We start from the raw sequence: 20942 nt of genomic DNA, 5'->3' as shown, positions 1-20942 counted from the left end.
GTTAGCTCAGTCGGTAGAGCAGTTGGCTTTTAACCAATTGGTCGAAGGTTCGAATCCTTCACGACCCACCACTTTTTTAAATCGTGGCTAAAGAATTTAAATCAATCACTGCAGTTAATATTTCATCAAGTCGTTACCGTCTTAATATTTTAATACCCATTCCTAAATTCAAATCAATATCTCTTAATAAGTTTTAGTCCTCAATACTACAAAACCGATAAACTTCAAATAACTCCTTTCATTCTTTAATTATTAAACTATCTAATTTTCTAAGATTAAATTCGTTTCACCACTGGTTAACAATCTGAATGACTTTAGACGTCGATATTCAAGATTTTAGATTTAACCTTAAATTTTACGCTGTTAATTAAGTTGAAGTTACGTATCAATAGCAAAGTTCACCTAGGTGAACTTTGTTTTTTGGCATAAGTTTCTGTTTTATAATGCTTTATATATTTGATTGCGTTGGTTGTGCATTCTGTATATTCGTTGCTGCTTTACCAAGCTCCCAGCTTTGCTTAATGGCAAATCGACATTCCTACCGAACCAGCATCAGACTGGTTAAGATTACGTTTGTTGAAAAATAAATGGCTAATTACAATTGATAGCTATTTTTGTTGATTTGCGTATTTTGTCCTAGTTTAGTGTTTACTTCTCTACTTTTGTCTTATAGACCTATTGCTAATGTTTCATTTTTGTTAATTAAGACATATTGCTCAAGATTAAAACAATAATTTGGAGAGCACGGATGAAACATCTTAAACTTGCAGCATTGATTTCTGGGGCGATGCTGGCTATGACAGGTACTGCGTATGCTAAAACTGACATGACCTTTGGTGGCTATATTAAAGCGGACGTTATGTTCAGTGATTACGGTAATGGCGCACCGGATTCAGGCAGTTTATCTCGCCAGTTTTATGTCCCAGGTACTATTTACGGTGAAAAAGGTAATGGCAAACAGGTTGTCGACTTTCAAGCTCGCGAATCACGCTTTAATTTTAAAACCGTCACGGATTTGGAAGGTGGTCACTCGTTAACGGGTTTTATTGAGTTAGACTTTATGACTCATACCGATGGTAACGAACGTGTATCAAATAGTTATTCTCCTCGGATCCGCCATGCTTTTGTGACGTATGACAATTGGACCATAGGCCAAACCTGGACCACATTCCAAAATCCGGGTGCTTTGCCTGAAAACTTAGATTTTGTTGGCGCAGCTGATGGTACGCCTTTTGTTCGCCAAGCATTGATTAAATACACTAGCGGTAATTTCCAAATCGCATTAGAAAACCCCGAAACTACACTGACCCCTAATAATACAGGTGGTGCACGTATTACAAGTGGTAGTGGCGTTGTTCCTGATGTGATCGCCCGTTATAACTTTTCTCAAGAAGGTGGCGCTGCGTATTCATTAGCGGCTATTGTGCGCCAATTGAATGTTGAAGAACTTCAAGGCACAACACAGTTAGATTCTACTGATGTGGGTTATGGTGTTAGCTTTGCAGGTGTGATCCCCGTAGGTAAAGATGATTTTAAATTTACCGCGACTTATGGTGAAGGCTTAGGCCGTTACATGGCCTTAAACTACGCTAACGCGGGTGTGCTAGACAGTAATAATGAAATCCAAACCATTACTTCATATGGTGGTTTTGTTTCTTATCGTCACTGGTGGAGCGAACAATGGCGTTCAAGCTTTACTCTATCAGGTTTCTCTGCCGATAATGATGTCAACTTAACTGGTGGCAGTGTTAACAAAGAAGCGTATTCTGGATATGTAAACTTACTGTACTCTCCGTCTAAGCCATTAACCTTTGGTGTTGAATACATGCACGCATTAAATGAAAGAGAAGATGGTGTTGATGGCGATTTAAATCGCATTATGTTCTCGGCTAAATATGTTCTTTAATCCCTTCAGGGGAACTCTTTAAAGCCATAAAAAAAGGACCCTAACACTGTTAGAGTCCTTTTTTATTATCAATAAGTCTTAATCAAGCAAGCCATTTTGACGAACATATTGATCAAAATCCGTGTATCCGCCAATTGGAACTTCATCAACAAAAATCTGTGGCACGGTTTCAACCGTTTTGCCGACACTTTTAGATAAATCTGCTTTAGAAATCCCTTCTGCGTGAATATCCACATACTTAAATTTAAAATCTTCACGGTGTGCAGTTAATTTTTCAGATAATTCAACTGCACGAACACAGTATGGACAGCCTGGGCGACCAAAAATAACAACAAACATAATAACTCCTACTTTTCGATTTGTTGTGTTTATAGCACAACTATTTTCCAATTCATAACCTGATGAAGTGAATTTGGCTTAACCTTCGTCTAGGCAGATCAAATGTGGATGCAAAAACAGCAATTAAGCGTAATAGAGATTGCTTGGCTACGCACATACGTTGATTTTTAGAAACGGATTGGTGCGAGTCATTAATTGTCATTTTTAGCCAATCACTCTAGGCCAAGGGGCATTACCGTTAACTAAAATCGGTTTTATATTTACCTTGATAGTCAAAAAAGAGATCAACTAATTTCCAATGCTGCTTTTGTTTTTTCAGTAATAATAAATCAGGCTGTCTGAATCTAAGTTGATCGGCTAAAACTTGTCCAACATTATCATATTTAGGATGGGGCATCCCAGGTGTACGAGTATGACTAAGCACAAATGCAGCATAAAAAGCTTTCTTTTGTGGTGATGTGTCAAACTTGAAATGTTGCTTAAAATCATTACCTTCAATATCAATGTATTGAATGACTAGGCAATTCTTATCTTGGGTAAACAGCATTTGCTGACACTTAAATAAGTGATGGTGTTGTGATTGTAAAACTTGCTTAAGTCGCTTATCTGGATCGATTAAGGTTGAGTTACAGTTTTGGCATATTCTGGCGGCAATATCATTTTCAGCACCGCAATCTGGACAAGCTTTTGAACGAAAGCGAAAGTCGCATTGTATTGCAATGTTGGCTTCATCAGTCATTAATCCCTGACAACGTCGTCCAAAATGTTCAATGATATCGCCATCGTTATCTACCAGTCCCCAAAAAGTGTTGGCAAATTGGCAGACTGGACAATGCACCTGCACTGGCACGGATTTACTATTGGGTTTTATCTGGCCCACCTCAGGAAAATATAAATCGAAACCATTAGCCGCATAATCAATTACCAGGCAATCAGCTTTATCTGGTGCTAAACGAAGCCCACGCCCCACCATTTGCTGAAATAAGCTAACTGATGCTGTCGGTCTTAAAATAGCAATTAAGTCCACATGGGGCGCATCAAAGCCTGTGGTGAGAACGGCGACATTGACTATGTATTTAATCTGCTGCGCTTTAAAGGCATCAATAATGGTGTCGCGTTCATTATGGGGAGTAGCAGCAGTGATTAATGCCGCTTTGGTTGGCGTGGCGGCATTGTCGATAAGCTTGTTTAATAAGCCAATAATTTCCTGCGCGTGACGCACCGTTGCAGCAAAAATAATTACCCCTTTACGAACATTTGCCAGTTGGACGATTTGTTTGACTATCGCGGTTGTGGCACGACCTTGATGGTTGAGTATCGATTCCACTTCTTGCTGATTAAACTCGCCGCTTTCTGTCGGTTCAAGTTGACTAAAATCGTACTGGGCACTGAGGCCATCAAATAACTTAGGCGCAGTTAAAAAGCCTTGCTTGATAAGCGGGCGCATGGGTAATTCAAAGATACATTTATCGAACACAGCATTGTCAGTGTTGCCAACTTTACCGTGGTAATGGTGATGATATATCCAGCCAATGCCCAAACGATAAGGGGTCGCGGTGAGCCCTAGAATTTTAATCGCAGGGTTTTGCTTTTTTAGGTGTTGTAGAATTTGCTGATACTGGCTGGTTTTTTCATTACTGACACGATGGCATTCATCAATAATCACCAGCGAAAAAGGCTGGTTGAATTTATCTAATGCCCGCGCTGCTGACTGTACGCTGGCGACGACGGTTTTGCCGTTAGCTTTTTTCTGGTTTAATCCGGCAGAGTAAATATTGGCAGCCTGGGTGAGTAAGCCGACTTTTTCAGCATTTTGCGCAACTAACTCTTTTACATGGGTAAGTACTAATACATTGCCGTTGGCGATGCGAGCCAGTTCAGCAATTACAATGCTTTTACCTGCACCCGTTGGCAAAGCCAATACGGCAGATTGTTGGCTGCTGCGAAAGTGCTTGATGGCGGCGTTAACCGAATCCTGTTGGTAATCGCGCAGTTGCAAAGTAGGTGCGTCAGTAGAAGCTTTCAAATATTAGGTTCAACATACATTGGGTTAGCTATGGTTGGATAATATCATGGTTATAGGGCCAGGTTAGCTTTAACGGCTTCAACAAAGGTTCTGGAAACTGGCACTTCAAGGTGATTGGTTAACAACAATGACATTTTTCTATTTTCTTTATTGACCGACACCACGGCATGGTTTGCTACCCACCAGGAACGATGTGTTTGCAAGCCAGGAAACCCTTCTAGCTGCATTAAGGCATCTTTTAAGCGCATTAACAGCATATGTTGGCCTTTATCTGTGTGTACTTTTAAATAGTGATCATCCATTTCTAAACACAGCAATTGTCCGCGCTTTTCTAATGGTAATAAGCCCATAAACTGTTCAATTTGAATGGTATCTATATCACGACTTTGTTGATGCTGTTCAATGACCTTTTGCGATTGCTCAATGACGTGTTTTGATTGTTCAAGTTGCTGTTTTTGATGATTAACATGATTTTGTAACATGCTGACAAAGGTAATAATGCTGCCAATAACCAGGGTGTTAGGCAGCGCGAGTAGAAAATTATCAGCTAATTGTAATGTGTGTTCAAAAAACAGCCAGCCAATAAAAGGCACAATTAGACTCATTATTAGGCTGGCTAATAGTGATGATATTGCTACCCGTTGCCAGAGCGTAGTGATGCTTTTTGCTAAGTATTTATGGCCTAAATTGATCAGTGGCATATAAATTAAATAGCCACAAATACAGGTAAACACCCAGTAACTCATCGACAATAATAGGGGGAATTGATCCATGCCGAAGGGGCGCATAAAGCCAATAAATAATCCAATAAACACCACAATAAGCAGTTGGCGCAGTAATTTGTTTTTAGTGGGCTCAGATTTTAGTTGTTGATTATTTGAGGGTATTTCACGATTCGTCAAAGGTACACATTCCTTTTTAGTTACATTTTACGAAGTTTTTGGGTCACTTTACGAAAAGCGACTTTGATTTTTTATCGCACCATTCTATCGTCTTTTCAACACGAAGCAATGGCGAGGTTGGCTCGGTTTATGTCGAGGCTAACGGCCATTTGAAATAGCACATTTATCACAGACGATAGGAATATAACAATGCCGATATTCGCGACTAAACTGGCTCGACCATTGACACATAATGAAGTGACGTTATTGACTCAAACCAAGGGCGGCAAAATGGGTAAATCATCCTTATTAGCGCTTTCGGTGTTATTTGCATCTATGTGGGTTAATTCCTCCACTTTTGCCGCAGATATTAAGCTTGAGATTGCAGGGGTAAATGCCCAGCAAAGTAAGATTTATGTGCAGCTGTTTAAGGGTGAAGATAATTACTTAAATGACAATGCGCTAACTGCGACTTACATTCAGGCTAAAGCGGGGCTTAATTTTGTGTCTTTTACCGATGTTCCGGCTGGGGAGTATGTGGTGCGCTTTTATCAGGACGAGAATAATAACGGCACGTTAGACACCAATTTATTTGGCATGCCATCTGAAGGGTATGGTTTTTCCAACAATGCTAAACCTAATTATGGCCCTGTTGCTTATACGGACGCTGCTTTTACGGTCACTGAAGACCCATCAACCCAGATTAACCACACACAGATCATTTATTAAGCCACTCATTTTGAAGATGACAATTTTGCAGATGGTAATTTTGAAGGTGACAATTTTGGAGATGAGCATGCAACGCAGACAATTTTTAAAAGGGATGAGTGTAATAGGGGCATCAAGCATGTTGCCCGGTGCAATGAATGCGCTGGCATCATCTGCCCCTGTTGTGGTGAATATTAAGCAGCAATTTAATCAGGCGCTGGCACAGCACCCTGAGTTAATTGGTTTTGCTAATGTTGAAGCCAATTTTGAGCCGCAACCGCTGACGATTGAAGGGCGTATACCTGCCGACTTACAAGGTGTTTTTTATCGTAACGGCCCTGGCAAATATGAGCGTGGCGACATTCGTTATTTACATGCCTTTGAAGGCGACGGTATGTTGCAGCGCTTTGAGATTAGCGACCAAAAAATAGTCCACCGTGGCCAATTTATTAACACGCCTAAGTTTGCTAAAGAGCAGCAGGCACAGCGGTTTGTTTACTCGGGTCCTGATACTAAAATTGCCCATGCTTTGCCTGTGACCAACGCTGATATGGTTAATACCGCGAATACTAATATTATTGCTGTGGGGGATGATCTTTGGGCGCTGTGGGAGGGAGGATCACCGTCTCAAATTGACCGAGATACCATGCAATATACTCAACAGGTTAATTTAGGCGCGGGGTCAAAATATGAAAACAGCTTAAAAGGACTGCCTTTTTCAGCGCACCCTAAAATTGACCCTAATGGGGATATTTGGAATTTTGGGTTGCATCCATCAGGTCAGGTGGTGATTTATCAATTAGCGGCTAATGGCAAAGTTAAAAATGTAGGGCTAATTAACAGCCAATACCGTGGCGGTATGCTGCATGATTTTTTGATTACCGATAAAAGTGTGCTAATTATTTTACCGTCATTGTTTGTTGATAAGGCGATTGAAGGCCATTTTGCCCGCACTCAATATAATCGCGATATGTCAATGAGTGTATTGGTGATCAATAAGCAGTCTCTTAAGGTGACTAAACGCTTTGAGTTACCCGCAGGTTTTGCATTTCATTATGGTAATGCGTGGGAAGAAGCCAATGGCACCATTCACTTTGACGCTAGCTTGTATCCTAATGTTGATGTGCTGCATAAGTTGGCGAATGTGATGCAAGGTAAGATGTCGCAGGCAAGTGTTAAGGCGCAAACAGCGCTGTTTAGTTTATATATTGATGGCACTTATGATATGCAAACCGTGGGCGATAGCAGTGAGTTCCCGCGGGTATGCGACCATCTTGTGGGGCTTAAAAATCAGTATTTGTATCACTTGTCAGCTAAATCTAGCAGCTTATGGAGCGATACCTTGTCGTCTTTGCACATTGATACCGGTGCAACGCAGCATTATCATTTTGGCGATGATTATTTAGTTGAAGAGCATGTTAGTGTGTGCCCAAAAGGGGTTGAAGGCAGCGGCTACTTAATGGGCACCGCATTGCATGTGCCGAGCAAACGCACTTGCTTGAATATTTTTGCGGCGAATGACTTAGCATCCGGTCCTTTAGCTCGTGCCTGGCTTTCTCATCATCTGCCACTGGGCTTTCATGGTAATTTTGTCGCGGGTTAACAAAACTAACTCATATCTAACTGATTAAAACATAGCTGGGCAGGTGTGCTGTCAGGTTTGTGCAGGTTATCAATTTGCAGAATCAAATAAGCACTAGCCAAAAAAAGCCCCTCATAATGAGGGGCGAAAAAGAGAAACTGGTTAGTATTTCTCTAGGGTGGATGGAAATAACAAATGGAAATAAGCCGATCGTGTTTATGCGAGCAAAAGGGTTGAACAGTGGGTTTCTGTTCAACTCAGTTTGTTGCTACTCAGTTTTGTTTAAACGCGTTTCAATTAAGGTATCAATAACCGCTGGATCGGCCAGTGTTGAAGAATCACCTAAATTGGTTACCTCGTTAGCGGCAATTTTACGTAAGAAACGACGCATAATTTTGCCTGAACGGGTTTTAGGTAATCCTGTTGCCCACTGAATTAAATCCGGTGTAGCTAACGCGCCAATTTCTTTACGAACCCATAAACGCAACTCTTGACGTAACTCTTCAGTAGGTTCGACATCACGCGTTAAAGTGACGTAGGCATAAATACCCTGACCTTTAATGTCATGTGGGTATCCCACTACCGCGGCTTCTGCTACTAGTTCATGTGCAACTAAAGCGCTTTCAACCTCAGCGGTACCTAAACGGTGACCTGATACGTTAATGACGTCATCCACACGACCAGTAATCCAGTAATACCCGTCCTCGTCACGGCGAGCACCGTCACCAGTGAAGTACATACCACGGAAGGTTTTAAAGTAAGTTAGAGCAAAACGATCGTGGTCGCCATAAATGGTACGCATTTGTCCTGGCCATGAATCTAAAATAACTAAATTGCCTTCTGTTGCACCGTCAACAATGTTACCCATGTTATCGACTAGGGCAGGTTGCACACCAAAGAAAGGACGTGTTGCGGAACCAGGCTTAGTATCAGTGGCACCCGGTAATGGGCTAATCAAAATGCCACCGGTTTCAGTTTGCCACCAGGTGTCTACAATTGGGCATTGCTCATGTCCAATCACTTCATGGTACCAACGCCATGCTTCAGGGTTAATTGGTTCACCAACTGAGCCCATAATGCGCAGTGAATCACCTTTATAGTCACTGAATTGCTCTTTACCTTCAGCCATTAACGCACGAATTAACGTGGGTGCAGTATAAAGAATATTCACTTGATGACGGTCAATCATTTCACCTAAACGAGAAGGTGTAGGTGAATTAGGCACGCCTTCATGTATTAGCACAGTGGCGCCATTAGCGAGAGGACCATAAACCATATAGGAGTGGCCCGTAATCCAACCCACATCGGCAGTACACCAGTAAACTTCACCAGGTTTATAATCAAACACATATTCATGGGTCATTGATGCATAAACCATGTAACCACCCGTGGTGTGTAACACACCTTTAGGGTTACCGGTTGAGCCAGAGGTATACAGCAAGAATAGTGGGTCTTCTGCACCCATTTCTTCATATTGGCAATGTTCTGATGCAACATCCATCAATGCATTCCACCAGATGTCACGGCCTTCAACCCAATCGATGTCTCCGCCGGTACGGTTAAGTACAATGACCTTTTCAACACAGTTCACATCTGGGTGTGCAATTGCTTCATCGACACTGCGTTTAAGTGGAATTTTACGTCCGCCACGAATGCCTTCATCGGCTGTGATGATAACTTTTGATTTACCGTCAATCACGCGAGAGGCGATCGAGTCTGGGGAAAAACCACCAAACACGACAGAATGAATAGCGCCAATACGGGCACAGGCCAGCATTGCTACAGCTGCTTCAGGTACCATAGGCATATACATGGTAACCACATCACCTTTAGTCACGCCTTGGCTTCGTAGGGCGTTGGCAAACTTACATACATCAGCATGCAGTTCAGCATAGGTGATTTTGCGTTGCTCACTGGCGTCATCGCCTTCCCAAATAATTGCAACAGTGTCACCATTTTTTTCAAGATGACGGTCTAAACAGTTGGCAGAGGCGTTTAATGTGCCATCATAAAACCAATTGATTGATAAATTGTGATCGTCAAACGAGGTTTTTTTCACTTTAGTGTAAGGCTTGATCCAATCAATGCGCTTACCATGTTCTCTCCAGAAACCTTCTGGATTAACAATGGACTCCTGGTACATTTTTTTATATTGATCATTATCGACCAGTGCATTTTCAGCGATAGCGCTAGGCACTTTGTAGAGAGACTGCGAGCTCATAGGGGCTTCCCTTTCTATAAATGGCGTGGTGAAAGTATCATCTGCAACAGGCTTATAACACTATTAGACCTTGGTCTAGTTTAATAAAGTCCTTATTATTTAACCTGTTGCACGTGCTAAACTGTTGTACTTTTAGACATGTATGTTGTGAATTCTATTGCGCATCATGATATTGCTTGTTTAATGGACAATCATTGAAGGCTTTGAAAAGATAACCAAATAACAACAAGAATGATATCGGATGACTCATTCAATAATTCAAGGTAATAAATCGCGTTATGAATTTAACTCTTTTTGTGGCAATTATTGCCGTGTGTTATGTGTCGCTGCTGTTTATTTTGGCGTGGGGTGCAGAACGTTGGTTCACTAAAATCACCCAAAAAGTGCAAGTGTGGATTTATGGTTTGAGCCTAGCGGTTTATTGCTCATCTTGGAGCTTTCTTGGCACTGTTGGCCAGTCTGCCAATAATTTGTGGTCTTTTTTACCGATTTTTATTGGCCCGATCATCATTTTTACCTTTGGTTTTGGGTTGCTTCGCAAAATGGTGGTAGTGTCTAAAGCGCAAAATATTACCTCGGTGGCTGACTTTATTGCTGCTCGATACGGTAAGTCCCAGTTACTTGCGGCGTTAGTCACTTTGATTGCTTTATTTGGCATCATGCCGTACATCGCTTTGCAGCTCAAAGCCATGGTGTTTTCGCTGAATTTATTTCAACCCGCAGATGCGCCTTTAAACCAGCAGGGCGTGCCTTTACTGATCACCTTTATTTTGGCTGTATTTGCCATTTTATTTGGTACTCGCAAGTTAGATGCCACCGAACACAATCCTGGCATGATGGTCGCTATTGCCTTTGAGTCATTGGTGAAGTTAACCGCATTTTTGCTGGTGGGTGTGGTAATCAGTTTTGGTTTTTTTGATGGCTTTGATGATATTTGGCAGCAGGCAAATGAGCGTGATTTAATTGAATTTGGCCAGTTAAGAATTGAGTCTCTCTTGCCCGAGCTAGTGGTTGGTATGGCAGCTTTTTTGTGTATGCCAAGACAGTTTCATGTGATGGTAGTTGAGTGTGGTGGAGAATCTATTCTCAAAAAAGCCCGCTGGATATTCCCAATTTATCTAGCATTATTTGGTATTTTTGTCGCGCCTTTAGCGCTTGCGGGTAAAATATTATTAGGAGATAGCGTCGCTGCCGATACTTATGTGATTAATTTACCGCTGGCGTTAGACCAGCCCATATTGGCGGTCATTGCGCTATTGGGTACCTTATCAGCCGCAACTGGCATGGTGATTGTGGCTGTGGTCACTATCAGCGTAATGATCAGTAATGAATGGCTAGTACCAATCATGCTGCGAACCGGGCAAATCAGGCAGAAAAATTTCAGTCAATTCTCGCAGTTACTCCTTAATGCCAGACGTTTGGCAATTGTCATTATTCTTGGATTTGGCTATATCAGCTACTTAACCTTCGTTGATAGTGATTCTCTGTCACACTTGGGGATGATGTCGTTTGGCGCGTTCGCCCAGCTTGCGCCAGCCTTAATTGGTGGTTTGTATTGGAAATACGGTAACCGTAATGGGGTGTACTTAGGCTTAAGTGTGGGCTTTAGTTTGTGGTGTTACATTCTGTTTTTCAGTGACAATGATGTTAGCGCACTGGCCCATTTGGGCGCCAATCAGGGTATATTAGACACCATCAAACCCAATGTCAGTGATATTCTAACCGCGCTATTAGCCAATATAATTTGTTATGTCTTAGGGTCTTTATGGTTCAGAGCTGGTGTTGCTGAGCGAATTCAAGCCAGTAACTTTGTTAAACCCTGGCATTTAAAACAAAATGACAGTAAGCGTCAGGGGCCGATTGCCCAGCAGGATTTACTGATCCTCGCCAGCCGCTTTGTTAGCCCAACCCGCGCCTATGAAAGCTTTAGCCGTTTTTCAGCCGACGCCGTTAAAAGTGACAGTTGGCATAAAGCTGCGCCCGATGAACTTATCGCCCATACAGAACACATGTTGGCTGGGGTACTAGGTGCATCCAGTGCTAAGTTGGTGATGGACTCTGTCATGCAGGGACGTGACTTGGCACTAGATGAAGTCTTTAGCTTAGTGGATGAAGCCTCATCAAAAATCATTTTAAGTCAGGACATGTTACGCGGCGCAATTGAGCATGCCTATGAGGGCATGAGTGTTGTTGATAAAGATCTTAATTTGATGGCATGGAATTTCAAATATGCTGAGCTTTATCAATATCCTGAAGGCTTTTTGAAACAAGGTATGCCTATTAGTGAAGTGGTGAGATTTAATGCTGTCAGGGGCTTTTGTGGTGCGGGGGATATTGACCATCAAGTCGAGGTGCGTGTACAGCACATGCGCAATGGCACGCCTCATATTTCAGAGCGTGAACGCAAAGACGGCAAGGTCATTAAAATTCAAGGCAATCCGATGCCTGATGGAGGCTTTGTCATGACCTTTACCGATATTACTCAGTATCGTTTACAGGAAAAAGCCTTAAAAGAGGCCAATGAAACATTAGAAGAAAGGGTTAAAGAGCGCACCTATGAGTTGGCGCTACTTAACAGTGAATTGCTTGAAGCCAAAGCCCAAGAAGAACTGGCTAATGCTTCTAAAACCCGCTTTTTAGCGGCCGTTGGTCATGATTTAATGCAACCTCTTAATGCGGCAAGGTTATTTACCGCGTCTTTATCTCAATATCCAAATTTAGATTTAGAAGCCCGAACCACGCTTACTCATGTTAACAGCTCATTAAAAACGGCTGGTGAATTGCTAACGGATTTGTTGGATATTTCTAAGCTGGATTCTGGCATGGTTGAGGTTAACCGCCGAGACTTTGCTGTGGGCGAGGTGCTTAATGCCTTAGCAATCGAATTTGATGCTATGGCGCAAGATAGCCAAATTAAGTTTACTTTAATCCCCTCAAAATTAACCGTTAACTCAGATCCCGCATTACTCAGACGTATTTTACAAAACTTCCTCACTAATGCTTATCGTTATGCAAGAGGCGGCAGGGTGTTAATGGGTTGTCGCCGCCGCGGCGATCATATTGAAATTCAAGTGTTCGATACAGGATGTGGCATTGGTGCCGATGACATTAAAGAAATATTTCGTGAGTTTAAACGCTTAAACCATCCAAGTAGTCGCAATGTTAGCGGCCTAGGTTTAGGATTAGCTATTGCCGATAGGATCAGCAAAGTGCTTGAACATGACATTAATGTCACATCACAATTAGGTGATGGCTCAATGTTTTCAGTCTTGGTGCCATTAGGTAAAACCGTGCATGAGCTTGAAACCAAACCCCATTCCAGTTTGTTGCAGCCATTAGCGGGTGTAAAAGTATTATGTATTGATAATGAAGAAGCTATTTTAGCGGGGTTAGAATCATTATTAACTCGTTGGCAATGTGAGGTGGTTTGTGCCAAAGATTTGGCCGATGCACGAATTAAACTCGGTTTGAAAGGGATTGCGCCTGATATCGTACTGGCAGATTATCACCTTGACGATGACCAAAACGGTGTGGATGCAATGGATGGTATTCGAGCCCGCTATGGGCAACATTTACCGGGTATTTTGATCACCGCAAATACCAATAAACAGTTAGTTGAAGATGTTGAAAAACGTGGTTATCACTATATGGCTAAAATGGTTAAGCCTGCGGCATTAAGAGCGCTTATTTCCAGTCTGGTGAAAAACTGATCGAGCTTATAACCCCTTTAGTGGCATAAAAATGTGTGGAGTAAAGGCAAAATATGTTAACAGTATATGGTGATATCAAGTCCGGAAATTGCTACAAGGTCAAACTGGTATTAAGTCTGCTTGGCATACCGCATCACTGGCATGATATGGATATTTTACAGGGTGATACACAGGACGATTGGTACTTGCAAAAGCACCCATTTGGCAAAATTCCATTAATTGAAACCGCCAACGGCCAAATATTGTCTGAATCTAATGCCATTATGGGTTATTTAGCTGAAAACTCTGCACTGATCCCCAATGATCCTTTTGATAAAGCCAAAATGTATCAATGGATGTTTTTTGAACAATACAGCCATGAGCCATACATCGCCGTCGCCCGCTTCATTCAGTATTATTTGGGTATGCCAGAAGACAGGCTAGATGAATATAAAGCGATTCATAAAAAAGGTTATAAAGCATTAGACTTAATGGAGCTCACCCTCAAAAACTCAGCTTTTCTAGTGGGGGAACAATTCACTTTAGCTGATATTGCTTTGTTTGCTTATACCCATGTAGCTCATCAAGGTGGATTTGATTTAAAAAATTATCCATCAATTAAACAATGGCTTACCAATGTTGAGCAGCAAAGTGGGTTTGTTGGGATGATAGCGTAATGTTAGCCACGTACGATATTGTTGACATAAATTGCCACTAGCACTGGCAGAATTCAGCACAGTAGCCACACATTGTGAGTTCATTCCTAAAAGCTTGTCTATATCTGCCATAGAGGTTCACCGCATTTCTGATTGTTGATGTTGCAGATTAACAATATGATTGGCAATAGATTTTACTTAACAGACTTACAGTGTTTATTGCTAAGTGTATTAGCCCAAAGCTTGCCCAAATTCGTTGAAAGTTGTAACTAGAACACATTACTGTAATCTATGAAAGTAGACTAAGCGAACTTACAGGTGATGGTCGATTTTATTCACTGGAACATGTAAAAAACTAATTCATTTCGTTTTAAGTGATGATGTTACGCGATAAGCTATGCTGGATGAAAAAGCAATTTAGAGTGATTGCTATCTTCCCCCCAAAGACTTAATGATTACAATCAGCTCTTGGCTTTCTGAAAATCGTAGTAGCTAAGATTCTGATACAAAAGGCTTTGGTCACGCAAGTGTAAAGATAAAAGGAATATCATGGACGAATTAATTCTTGATTTGCAGCTGCACAACCTTCGAGTTGAGCGAAAAAAAACGAAACTTCAAATTAGGCTAAATGGATTAGCTAATCCAATCTATATTTCTAAAGATATCCCTACAAATACGTATATTCTGAATACGTACGATTGGATTTCAGTTTTGAGTTCATCCGCCCTGATGTTCGGTGGGATTGTTTCTTCGCGGTCAGAAAGTCTATTAGGAGCATTGATGGTGGCGATGGCAATGTTTGGCTATATATCCGTAATTCTTACTGAACTTAAATCGAAAGCGGTAAGAGATGTGCTATATAAATACAACCACCAAGGTGCCTCACAAAGCGATTAATTTTGTTGCCCTAGCATAAATACGCTCGGATCACGGTACGTGAAAAAACCACGACAATTAATTTCGCACTAGGTGCCCAATTAAACAATGTATATTGGTGAATTTGCAAAATTAACCGGAACAACACCTAAAACAATTAGATTTTACGAGTCTATTGGTTTGATGCCAGAGCCTTTGAGAAAAGGAAAGTATCTGGTATACGACCATACATACATTGAAACTGTTAAGCAGATTAAAAGGGCTCAAGATTCAGATAGCGTTAAAAATCTACAAATAGTGTTAATTCTTAATTTGATTTTCGCCTCAATATTATCTTCATAATCCCCCTAAGAGATGATAGGTCTTCTTTTATATTTGTAAAAATACGTTTTAACTCCTAATGTTAACTGGGTTTAGTTTTTTGGGTATGTAAACTTTTTATAAATGCAGTCGGTTAACTTAAATAAATATAAAATGAATATGTTGATTATTTGAAAAGGACATTTATGAACATAAGACGAAAATTAGTACTTGGTGCAACTGTCATTGGTTTTGTTCCAGTATTAGTGGCAGCTCTTGTGCTTTCTTGGGTGGCGAATATTACAGGGAAAGTACTACTTGAAGCGCAAGCAAACAATCAGCTGATATCCGTTAGAGATGTGACCTTGGAAAATGTTGAAACCTATTTTGACTTAGTGAAAAAAAACATCAATTCAATAACAACGAGTCAAACAACAATTGAAGCCATGGCAGACTTTAGTGGCAGTTTTTCATCGCATGCCCAAAAAGCAGATTTACCTGTCGTGAAAACAACTTCTGCAGTCTTTCAATTTTATCAGCAAAAGTTTGCGCCATTATTTAAAAAATATAATGCAGAAGACCCACCTATCTCGACTAGTTTTAATAAAATGAATGCAAATGCTATGGCATTACAATATAGCTATATTAGTCAAAATGATGCTGATTTAGATAAAAAACATGCCTTAGTTTATTCTCCAGATTACTCTGCTTACTCTGAGTCCCATGGTTTTTATCATGTTAACTTCCGTGAATTAATTGCAAACTTTGGTTATAAAGACTTAATACTTATTGATCCTAAAACCTCTGATATCGTCTACTCAGTATCAAAGAATATTGATTTTGCGACAAACTTGAAAAACGGGCCATTTGCTAATACTGGCTTAGCACAAGCTTACAATGCCATTGTGGCAAACCCGGTAAAAGGTGAGGTATCAATTACGGACTTCTCAAGTTATGAACCCAGTCTGGGTTTTCCTATAATGTTTATCGCCGCACCTATTTTTGATATGGATAACTTCATTGGCGTGATAGTTGTTAAGTCTTCAATCAAACAATTAAATGATATTTTTACCCATCATCAATCATGGCAAAATATTGGTCTTGGTGGAACTGGCGAAACATATGTCGTAGGACAGGACTCAAAACTGAGAAGTGTCAGTCGTTTGTTTATTGAGAATCCGGATAAATACCTATCTGTTCTAGAGAGCCAAGGAATGTCTAAGCTTGATTTGAATAGAATTAAATTGAGTGGATCGCTTGTTGGGGTTGTACCGGTAAATACTGACGCTGTCCAACTTGGATTAAAAGGTGAAATTGGTTCGACTCGATATCAAAATTTGGCGGGAGATGGAGTGTTATCTGCATATCGTCCGTTTAAAATTGGTGATGCGAATTGGGTTTTAGTGAGCGAAATTAATGAAAATGAAGCTTTTGCAGCAACGGTTGAGCTGCAAAATGCTATTTTGAAAATTTCGATAGTGGTTATTTGTATTGCTTTAATTATGTCTGCGTTAGCGGGTTATATTTTCTCGAAATCCATGACAAGCCCAATCATGACAACGATCAATACGCTTAAGAATATCGCTGAGGGCGACGGCGATTTGACTCAACGTTTAGATGACAAACGTCAAGATGAAATGGGTGAGCTATCAAGGGAGTTTAATCGTTTTATTTCTAATGTGCACAATATCGTACTTCAAGTAGCTTCGAACTCTGCCAGTATTAAAAGCAATATTGATAAGTTAAATGAAATTAGCCATACAACCACACTTGCCATGGTTGAGCAACGTAAACAAACTGATAATGTTGCAATTTCATTTGGTAATTTGAATACCACTTCGCAAGATACTGCTGAGGTGACATCTCAAGTGATGCTTTCGGCAAAAGAAGCGGCTTTAGTGACTGATGATGGACGGCAAGTTGTTAAAAATAATCAAGAAACGATTCTTAGTTTAGCCACAAGCCTTCGGGAAAGTTGTGGCACTATTGAGGCGTTGGGTAAAGAGGTTGAGAATATAGGTAGCGTACTTGCGGTAATACAAAGTATTGCAGAGCAAACCAATTTATTAGCTTTGAATGCCGCAATTGAAGCTGCAAGAGCTGGAGAGCAAGGAAGGGGTTTTGCAGTTGTGGCCGATGAAGTCCGCTCCTTGGCTGCTAAAACCCAAGATAGCACAGCTGATATTCAAGAAACGATAAACAAATTAAAATCTACAGCAAGTATGGCGACGAGAATGATGCACCAAAGTGAACAAATTGGACTAGACACTGTTAAGCAAAGTAGTCATGTTGAAAATGCGTTAAATGATATCTCAACTTTAATTAACCAAGTGTCTGATGCACTAGAAAGAGCTGCAGCAAATACAAAAGTACAATCCGGCTTAGTGTTTGAAATGGATAATAACATTCAATCTATCGCTATTTCTGCAGAAAGTGTTTCGTCGCAGGCACTCAAATCTGAAAACTTAAATGCAAATATTCAACAACATTCAGATCGATTATTTGAATTAGTCGGTCGTTTTAAAACATAACTTAAAATATGTATTAAACTGAACATTGGATTGTAAATACTTATTAAACAGCCACTTGCCAGGTGGCTTTGTTGTGTTTACTTCTCATAACTCGTTAATGTCACGTCATTTGGCCTTGTTACCAGTGGGAAATTCAAGTTTGAATGTAACATATTGAACTTAGGCAGCTTCAAACCTCATGTACTTATCTGTTAACCAAAGCAGAGATAAAATGTTCATCATCAATTAACATAACTATTTATTGGATAATTAGTGATTTTCACCTCACTTAATTGGATGTATATACTATTGCAGCATAGTAAAAATACAGGTGACATAAGAGGTTAAATTTAGCTCACCAGTAGCATGATGGTACAAGTCTGTTAATGAGGGAAAAGATAAAGGGCTTTACAAACTATGTTATTACAAACACACTTGTGCTCATTATCAGTAACTCAGTGTGTTAGATAATATTAACTAGATTAACGACTTAATCCTCTATATTCACTATGACACTTGTTCAAATTGAGATGTAATGATGATCCAACCTCACGTTTATTTTATCCCATTAAATAACCAGTTTAGTCGAATTCAGTTTCAACAAGGGTTGGCTTTAGGTTGGTTAACTGAGGATGAAATAAATAAGGTACATCGTTATAAAGCTGAGCAGGCTCAGCATAATGCACTACAGGTTCGCTTAGCATTGCGGGCTGTTTTATCTATGCACAGTGATGTGCTGCCGCAGCAGTGGCAATTTGAATATGGTGATAAAGGTAAGCCTAGTCTGTCAGTGGAGCTATTTACGCAAACGGGGCTGCATTTTAACTTAAGCCACAGTGGTGACTGGTTGATGATTGGCGTGTTGTCGTGCGCAAATTTAAGTCCCACTTATGCTGCAGATAACGCGGTTTTATTTGGTCTTGATATCGAGCGTCTGCGAGCCAGCACCAATATTCAGCCCATTCTAAATCACTACTTTACTGCCAATGAAGTGGCTGATTTAGTCGCATTACCTGAAGTATTGCAGCGGCAGCGTTTTTTTGATTTATGGGCATTAAAAGAAGCTTACATTAAAGCGACCGGAAAGGGATTGGCGCAATCATTAAGTTCATTTTCGTTTTCATTTACAGATAATCATGTGTTTCAAATAGATAGCTTTTCAGTATCGCCACCGTTACCCAGATTATGCCGCCATGATGAGATCCACTTCACCGCTCCGGTTACCGATAACTGCCGATGGGTTTGCCGCTTTGGGCGTTTGACTGAAACCTATCGCTTCAGCTTTTGTATCGGAATTAATGATTTAGCAAATGAAGTGAATATCGCTGAGCCCAAAATGGTATTAACATCATTGGCTCAGCTGTTAGTGGCTTAATATTTAGCCGCTTGCTCAGGATTAGGTAAACTGGAAAGAATAAATTCGCGTAAATCTTGATTAGATTGCTTTAAATCCTCATAGCGTAAATACATCATATGGCCACTACGATAGCCTTTAAACGATAGTCTGTTTTTCATATGACCGCTGCGGTCTAACTGCCACATGGTGTATTTGGCATCAAAATAGTTGGTGGCGCCATCATAATATCCTGATTGGATCATAACATTCAGGTAGGGATTTTGTGCCATCGCTAAACGCAAGTTCTCACCAGAATGATCATTACTTCTATCCCACGGATGAACTGGACCAAACATGTTGTATTTGATATCCGTTCGGTAATTTAATTCGGTGCGAAGATAATCATTAATTGCCGGTGTAAAGCTATGCAACCACGATGTTAGCTCAGCGTTGTAATCAGGGCGCGCACCGACGGTCTTTTCATCAATCCCTAAGTAACGAGAGTCTAATCGTCCAACCGTTTGCTGGCGATCACGCAGTAAGGCTTTCCAAAAGTAGTCGGTATCAATATCTAGATTACTTTGCAGTACTTCAGTCACACTCAGACCTGAATAATGGGCCACTTGTTGGGCAATACGCTGTTTTTCGGCATCATCAATAAAACTACCCTTGGCTAATGCTGGCAAATACTGGTTAATGGTAAAGTTTTCTACCTCGGCTAATAGCGGGGTTAAATCTTGTTGCTGTAGACCCTCTTCTAGTGCTTTATGGTACCAGGCGGTTGCGGCAAAATAGGGGAGACGATTAGCGGCTTTTACCGGCCCATTACGTTCAATACCTATGTCGGTAGGTGACACAAGGATGACGCCATTAGGGTACATCCACTGGTTTTTTTGTAGCTCTAGTGCTAAGCCCGATACCCTTGTGGTGCCATAGCTTTCACCAATTAAAAACTTAGGTGAACGCCAGCGCTCGTTTCGTGACACAAAGGTGGTGATCCATTCTGCTAAATAACTCACATCGGCATTCACACCAAAAAACATTTTTTGTTGTTCATCTTTTGAAGGCATTTTGCCTTCAGCATCGGGCAGAACGCGCGAGTAACCAGTATTCACCGGATTAACAAAAACAATGTCGGCCACATCTAAAATAGAATAATCATTACTTTTTACTCCATATGGTTGTAGTGGGTAGCCTTCATTATCAACATTGAGCACCCGCGGCCCGGTATAGGCTACATGCATCCACACCGACGCCGAACCTGGGCCACCATTAAAAGAGATAACTAGAGGGCGGTTGCTATTATCTTTAATATCAGTGCGTTGGTAGTAAGTATAAAATAGGGTGGCTGTAGGATTACCCAGCTCATCCCAAATCGGTTGCGTCCCTGTAGTGGCGCTATAAGCAATTTTTTTATCTAATATCGTGGTTTTATGCTGAGTGATAACGTACTGATCTATTGGGATTTGACGTTTTATTCTGTTGACGAGGTGATTGCTGTTGCTAGGGGTGTTATTGGCGCCACTATTATTGCTGTTGTCGGCAGCATGACTGACAAAAGTGAATAAACTAAATTGCATGCAAAATAGCACTGTGCAGAATGTGATCAGAAGTTTGCGCATGGTAACGTCTCATTTTTATTAGGATTTGACTGAAGATTATCATGTAACTGAGCAAAGTTAGTTTAGTCTGTATCAGCAATTTGTAACACTTTATACCCAATCAACTTGAAGATGCTCGAATTCAGGTTGTTTGGGTATATAACAAAAAGCCGTCATCAAGATAAATTGATAACGGCTGTTTATTCGGCGCAGAGCTTATTGGCTAAAGTTCTATCAAGATAAAGCTAGCCAATTGTTAAGTGAGCTTACCATCGCCAGTATGACAACATCATTTGATTAATGGCTAATGC

General features: G+C 40.7%; 14 protein-coding genes. 9 read left to right on the top strand and 5 right to left on the bottom strand.

Annotated elements, in window-relative coordinates; translation table 11 throughout:
• Positions 1-748: 748 nt before the first annotated feature.
• Entirely contained in the window at positions 749-1906 is a 1158-nt protein-coding gene (locus tag ORI98_RS04010; protein ID WP_261298500.1) for a DcaP family trimeric outer membrane transporter, read from the top strand.
• Between the two features lie 78 nt (positions 1907-1984).
• Here ORI98_RS04010 and ORI98_RS04005 read toward each other — a convergent pair whose 3' ends face one another.
• From ORI98_RS04005 to ORI98_RS03995, 3 genes are all read right to left on the bottom strand, one after another.
• A complete protein-coding gene (locus tag ORI98_RS04005) occupies positions 1985-2245 on the bottom strand; it encodes a GrxA family glutaredoxin (protein ID WP_261298501.1) in 261 nt (86 codons plus the stop codon).
• A gap of 238 nt (positions 2246-2483) precedes the next feature.
• Positions 2484-4271, bottom strand: coding sequence for a DEAD/DEAH box helicase (locus ORI98_RS04000; protein ID WP_306134330.1), 1788 nt, complete (start codon positions 4269-4271; stop codon positions 2484-2486).
• 50 nt (positions 4272-4321) lie between these two features.
• Positions 4322-5173, bottom strand: coding sequence for a LytTR family DNA-binding domain-containing protein (locus ORI98_RS03995; protein ID WP_306134329.1), 852 nt, complete (start codon positions 5171-5173; stop codon positions 4322-4324).
• Positions 5174-5362: 189 nt separating this feature from the next.
• On the opposite strand from ORI98_RS03995, the gene ORI98_RS03990 reads away from it, so the two are divergent.
• Complete coding sequence (locus ORI98_RS03990; protein WP_261298504.1) at positions 5363-5881, top strand: DUF2141 domain-containing protein; 519 nt, start codon at positions 5363-5365, stop codon at positions 5879-5881.
• Between the two features lie 67 nt (positions 5882-5948).
• Positions 5949-7463 carry a carotenoid oxygenase family protein gene (locus tag ORI98_RS03985; RefSeq protein ID WP_306134328.1) on the top strand — a complete coding sequence of 505 codons (1515 nt, stop codon included), beginning with the start codon at positions 5949-5951 and terminating at the stop codon, positions 7461-7463.
• Between the two features lie 247 nt (positions 7464-7710).
• On the opposite strand, the gene acs is transcribed toward ORI98_RS03985, so the two are convergent.
• Positions 7711-9663, bottom strand: coding sequence for an acetate--CoA ligase (gene acs / locus ORI98_RS03980; RefSeq protein WP_306134327.1), 1953 nt, complete (start codon positions 9661-9663; stop codon positions 7711-7713).
• 278 nt (positions 9664-9941) lie between these two features.
• On the opposite strand from acs, the gene ORI98_RS03975 reads away from it, so the two are divergent.
• From ORI98_RS03975 to ORI98_RS03950, 6 genes are all read left to right on the top strand, one after another.
• The gene (locus ORI98_RS03975; protein WP_306134326.1) at positions 9942-13373 is read left to right on the top strand and encodes a PAS domain-containing hybrid sensor histidine kinase/response regulator; all 3432 of its coding nucleotides are present in this window, start codon (positions 9942-9944) and stop codon (positions 13371-13373) included.
• A gap of 53 nt (positions 13374-13426) precedes the next feature.
• Positions 13427-14029: a glutathione S-transferase family protein gene (locus tag ORI98_RS03970; RefSeq protein WP_261298508.1), complete on the top strand. Its 603-nt coding sequence runs from the start codon at positions 13427-13429 to the stop codon at positions 14027-14029.
• A gap of 528 nt (positions 14030-14557) precedes the next feature.
• A complete protein-coding gene (locus ORI98_RS03965; protein WP_306134325.1) occupies positions 14558-14905 on the top strand; it encodes a hypothetical protein in 348 nt (115 codons plus the stop codon).
• A gap of 87 nt (positions 14906-14992) precedes the next feature.
• Positions 14993-15226 carry a MerR family transcriptional regulator gene (locus tag ORI98_RS03960; RefSeq protein ID WP_306134324.1) on the top strand — a complete coding sequence of 78 codons (234 nt, stop codon included), beginning with the start codon at positions 14993-14995 and terminating at the stop codon, positions 15224-15226.
• 164 nt (positions 15227-15390) lie between these two features.
• Complete coding sequence (locus ORI98_RS03955) at positions 15391-17715, top strand: methyl-accepting chemotaxis protein (RefSeq protein ID WP_306134323.1); 2325 nt, start codon at positions 15391-15393, stop codon at positions 17713-17715.
• Positions 17716-18229: 514 nt separating this feature from the next.
• Positions 18230-19069: a 4'-phosphopantetheinyl transferase family protein gene (locus ORI98_RS03950; RefSeq protein WP_306134322.1), complete on the top strand. Its 840-nt coding sequence runs from the start codon at positions 18230-18232 to the stop codon at positions 19067-19069.
• Here the strand turns inward: ORI98_RS03950 and ORI98_RS03945 are convergent.
• Complete coding sequence (locus tag ORI98_RS03945) at positions 19066-20652, bottom strand: S10 family peptidase (RefSeq protein ID WP_306134321.1); 1587 nt, start codon at positions 20650-20652, stop codon at positions 19066-19068. The two genes, ORI98_RS03950 and ORI98_RS03945, sit on opposite strands and share 4 nt — an antisense overlap.
• Between the last annotated feature and the right edge of the window lie 290 nt (positions 20653-20942).

Source organism: Shewanella sp. ULN5, from assembly GCF_030731885.1.
GTDB lineage: Bacteria > Pseudomonadota > Gammaproteobacteria > Enterobacterales > Shewanellaceae > Shewanella > Shewanella holmiensis.
This window is presented reverse-complemented; position numbering and strand designations above follow the sequence as displayed.